Below are 3,676 nucleotides of genomic sequence, written 5' to 3'. Positions count from 1 at the left end.
GCCCCGTTGCCGCCGCCGACTCGGCCGGCTCGGGCGAGTCCGGCGGCGCCGGGACCGGCGGAACCGGAGCCCTCAGCTTGCGCGACCTCACGGGCCTCGCCTTCACCGACGGCGAGAAGATCGGCAAGTACACGGCGGGAGAGTTCTCCCTCGGCGCGCCCGGCGGCGAGGACTACACCGCCGACCCCGCCACCTGTCAGCCGCTCGTCAGCCTCGCCAAGGGCGCCACCGCCTTCGACCCGGCGTCCGAGGTGCACCGCAACGTGGACGTCGCCGAGGAGATGGTGGGCACCACCGTCGCCGTACAGCTCCGCTCCTACAACGGAGACGGGGCGGCCGGCGTCATGAAGGCCCTCGGCGCGGCAGGCAAGGCTTGCGCGGGCGGCTTCGTCGAGAACCGGGCCGTCGCCAAGGCGCGTTACCTGAAGGTCGAGCCGGTCAAGGCACCCGCCTACGGTGACGAGGCGCAGGCGTACCGCTTCACCATCCTCGACGTGAAGGGCACGCTGAAGCTGTACGAATACCTCACCGTCGTACGCTCCGGCACCACCACCCTCTCCTTCCGGGCCGACATCCTGGACACGAAGGACATCGGCAAGGTGCCCGAAGAGGTCATCACGGCGCAGTGGAAGAAGTTCGAGGCGGGCGCGACGGGCTGACAGCCGGGACCGGACGGGGCCGACCGGGCCCGACTTGGCCCCGTCCCGCGCCCCGGTTTCGGCCCTCACCGCCCGCCCCGTGACCGGATGCGGCAAGAATGGGGCCATGAGCGACAGTCCAGCCCCTCTCGCCGACCCCCATATCGCCTTCGACGCGTCCGAAGGCCGCCGGGACATCGTCGTCCTCGGCTCCACCGGGTCCATCGGCACCCAGGCGATCGACCTGGTCCTGCGCAATCCCGACCGCTTCCGTGTCACCGCGCTGTCCGCCGCAGGCGGGCGGGTCGGACTGCTCGCCGAGCAGGCGCGACAGCTCCGGGTCCGCACCGTCGCGGTCGCACGCGAGGACGCCGTGCCCGCGCTGCGCGAGGCGCTGGGCGCGGAGTACGGCGCGGAGCCGCTCCCCGAGATCCTGGCCGGGGCGGACGCCGCCACCGACCTCGCGGCGTCCGCCTGCCACACCGTGCTCAACGGCATCACCGGATCCATCGGCCTCGCGCCCACCCTCGCCGCCCTCGAAGCCGGCCGCACGCTCGCCCTGGCCAACAAGGAGTCGTTGATCGTCGGCGGCCCGCTGGTCAAGGCGCTCGCCAAGCCGGGGCAGATCATCCCGGTCGACTCCGAGCACGCCGCGCTCTTCCAGGCCCTCGCGGCGGGCACCCGCGCCGATGTGCGCAAGCTGGTCGTCACGGCCTCCGGAGGCCCCTTCCGCGGCCGTACGAGGGCCGAGCTGGCCCACGTCACCCCGGACGCCGCCCTGGCCCATCCCACGTGGGCGATGGGCCCCGTGATCACGATCAACTCGGCGACCCTCGTCAACAAGGGACTGGAGGTCATCGAGGCGCATCTCCTGTACGACATCCCGTTCGAACGCATCGAGGTTGTCGTCCACCCCCAGTCGTACGTTCACTCCATGGTGGAATTCACGGACGGCTCGACCCTCGCGCAGGCCACGCCGCCCGACATGAGCGGTCCGATCGCCGTGGGCATCGGCTGGCCGGTACGGGTGCCGGACGCCGCGCCCGCCTTCGACTGGTCCACGGCGTCGACCTGGGAGTTCTTCCCGCTCGACAACGAGGCCTTCCCGTCGGTGGGACTCGCCCGGCATGTCGGATCGCTGGGCGGTACCGCCCCGGCGGTGTTCAATGCCGCCAACGAGGAGTGCGTGGACGCGTTTCTGGCGGGCCGGCTGCCGTTCAACGGCATCATGGATACCGTCACCGAAGTCGTCGCCGAGCACGGACAGCCCGCCAAGGGAACCTCGCTCACCGTGGCGGACGTCCTCGAGGCGGAGACCTGGGCCCGCGCCCGGGCCCGCGAAGTGGCAGAGAAATTCGGCGAAGAACAGCCAGCGGAGGCTCGCGCATGACGATCCTGTTGACAGTCCTCGGCATAGTGATCTTCGCCGCCGGGCTGCTCTTCTCCATCGCGTTCCACGAGCTGGGCCACCTGTCGACGGCCAAGCTCTTCGGCATCCGCGTGCCGCAGTACATGGTCGGTTTCGGCCCCACCATCTGGTCGCGCCAGAGGGGCGACACGGAGTACGGCCTCAAGGCGATTCCGCTCGGTGGCTACATCCGCATGATCGGGATGTTCCCGCCGGGCGCCGACGGACGCATCGAGGCGCGGTCCACCTCGCCCTGGCGCGGCATGATCGAGGACGCCCGCTCGGCGGCCTTCGAGGAGCTGAAGGAGGGCGACGAGACCAGGCTCTTCTACACGCGTAAGCCGTGGAAGCGCGTGATCGTGATGTTCGCGGGACCCTTCATGAACCTGGTCCTCGCCGTCGTGATCTTCATGGGCGTCGCGATGAGCTTCGGATTCCAGACCCAGACCACCGAGGTCGCCGGCGTTCAGAAGTGCGTCATCTCTCAGGACGTGGCCCGCGAGAAGTGCACGGCGGGCGACCCCGTGTCGCCCGCCCGCGCCGCCGGTCTCAAGGAAGGCGACAAGATCGTCGCCTTCAACGGACAGCGGGTCGAGGACTGGTCCACGCTCTCCAACCTCATCCGCGAGACGATCGGCCCCGCCACCATCACGGTCGAACGTGACGGCAAGCAGCAGGAGCTCCAGGCGACGCTCGCGAAGAACATGGTCGCGCAGAAGAACTCGGACGGGGAGGTCGTCCCGGACAAGTTCGTCCCCGCCGGCTACCTGGGCTTCGCCGCGGCCACCGAGATCGTGCCGCTCTCCTTCGGCGACTCCGTCGACCGCATGGGCGACATGATCGTGACGGGTGTCGAGTCGATCGTCGCGCTGCCCTCCAAGATCCCCGATCTGTGGAACGCCGCCTTCTCCGACGGCGACCGCAAGGACGACTCGCCGGTGGGCGTCGTCGGTGCCGCGCGGATCGGCGGCGAGGTGATGACCCTGGACGTGCCGGCGCAGAACCAGATGGCGATGATGCTGTTCCTGCTGGCCGGATTCAATCTCTCGCTGTTCCTCTTCAACATGCTGCCGCTGCTGCCGCTCGACGGCGGGCACATGGCGGGGGCGCTGTGGGAGTCCGCGCGCAGGAAACTCGCCCGCGTCTTCAAGAGGCCGGACCCGGGGCCCTTTGACGTCGCGAAGCTCATGCCCGTCGCGTACGTCGTGGCCGGGATCTTCATCTGTTTCACCCTGCTGGTGCTGATCGCCGACGTGGTGAACCCGGTCAAGATCTCGTAGCCGGCCGGAAGCCCGCCGTCCGGAGCGCTCCTGACGACGGAAACAGTTCAGGCCGTCGAAGCGGCTACAGGTTTACGGCCGGGTGTCTCACTGCTCCCGGCCGTAGGCCTTTGCCGGTTTTGGCGGAGAGATGTGCTCGTTCGGTGGGCCGGTGCCGTAATCTCGATGGTCGGAGCCCGCCGAACTCGGGACCACGATCCACACCTTGGGGTTGTACAGCAGATGACTGCGATTTCTCTCGGAATGCCGGATGTTCCGACGAAGCTCGCCGACCGGAGGGTCAGTCGACAGATCCAGGTCGGTTCGGTGGCTGTCGGTGGGGATGCGCCGGTGTCGGTGCAGTCGATGAC

The 3,676-nt window shown here is 69.2% G+C and carries 3 protein-coding genes and 1 pseudogene; all 4 read left to right on the top strand.

Annotation, left to right across the window (positions count from 1 at the left end):
* Positions 1–659 (top strand): hypothetical protein (locus tag ACFUN8_RS37135; protein ID WP_383647803.1); only part of this gene is annotated, 659 nt, incomplete at its 5' end.
* Positions 660–765: 106 nt separating this feature from the next.
* Positions 766–2,028, top strand: a complete 1,263-nt coding sequence (dxr, locus tag ACFUN8_RS37130) for a 1-deoxy-D-xylulose-5-phosphate reductoisomerase (RefSeq protein ID WP_383647800.1) — start codon at positions 766–768, stop codon at positions 2,026–2,028.
* Entirely contained in the window at positions 2,025–3,326 is a 1,302-nt protein-coding gene (locus ACFUN8_RS37125; protein WP_383647797.1) for a M50 family metallopeptidase, read from the top strand. The genes dxr and ACFUN8_RS37125 overlap by 4 nt, the downstream gene beginning before the upstream one ends.
* A 222-nt stretch (positions 3,327–3,548) precedes the next feature.
* Positions 3,549–3,676: pseudogene (locus tag ACFUN8_RS37120) on the top strand (4-hydroxy-3-methylbut-2-en-1-yl diphosphate synthase); the annotation flags it as partial.

This window comes from Streptomyces sp. NPDC057307, from assembly GCF_042667665.1.
GTDB lineage: Bacteria > Actinomycetota > Actinomycetes > Streptomycetales > Streptomycetaceae > Streptomyces.
This window is presented reverse-complemented; position numbering and strand designations above follow the sequence as displayed.

What these genes read in the sequence shown, in the direction of transcription:
- dxr (WP_383647800.1), top strand. Translation starts at nt 766, where the DNA reads ATGAGCGACAGTCCAGCCCCTCTCGCCGACCCCCATATCGCCTTCGAC.
- ACFUN8_RS37125 (WP_383647797.1), top strand. Translation starts at nt 2,025, where the DNA reads ATGACGATCCTGTTGACAGTCCTCGGCATAGTGATCTTCGCCGCCGGG.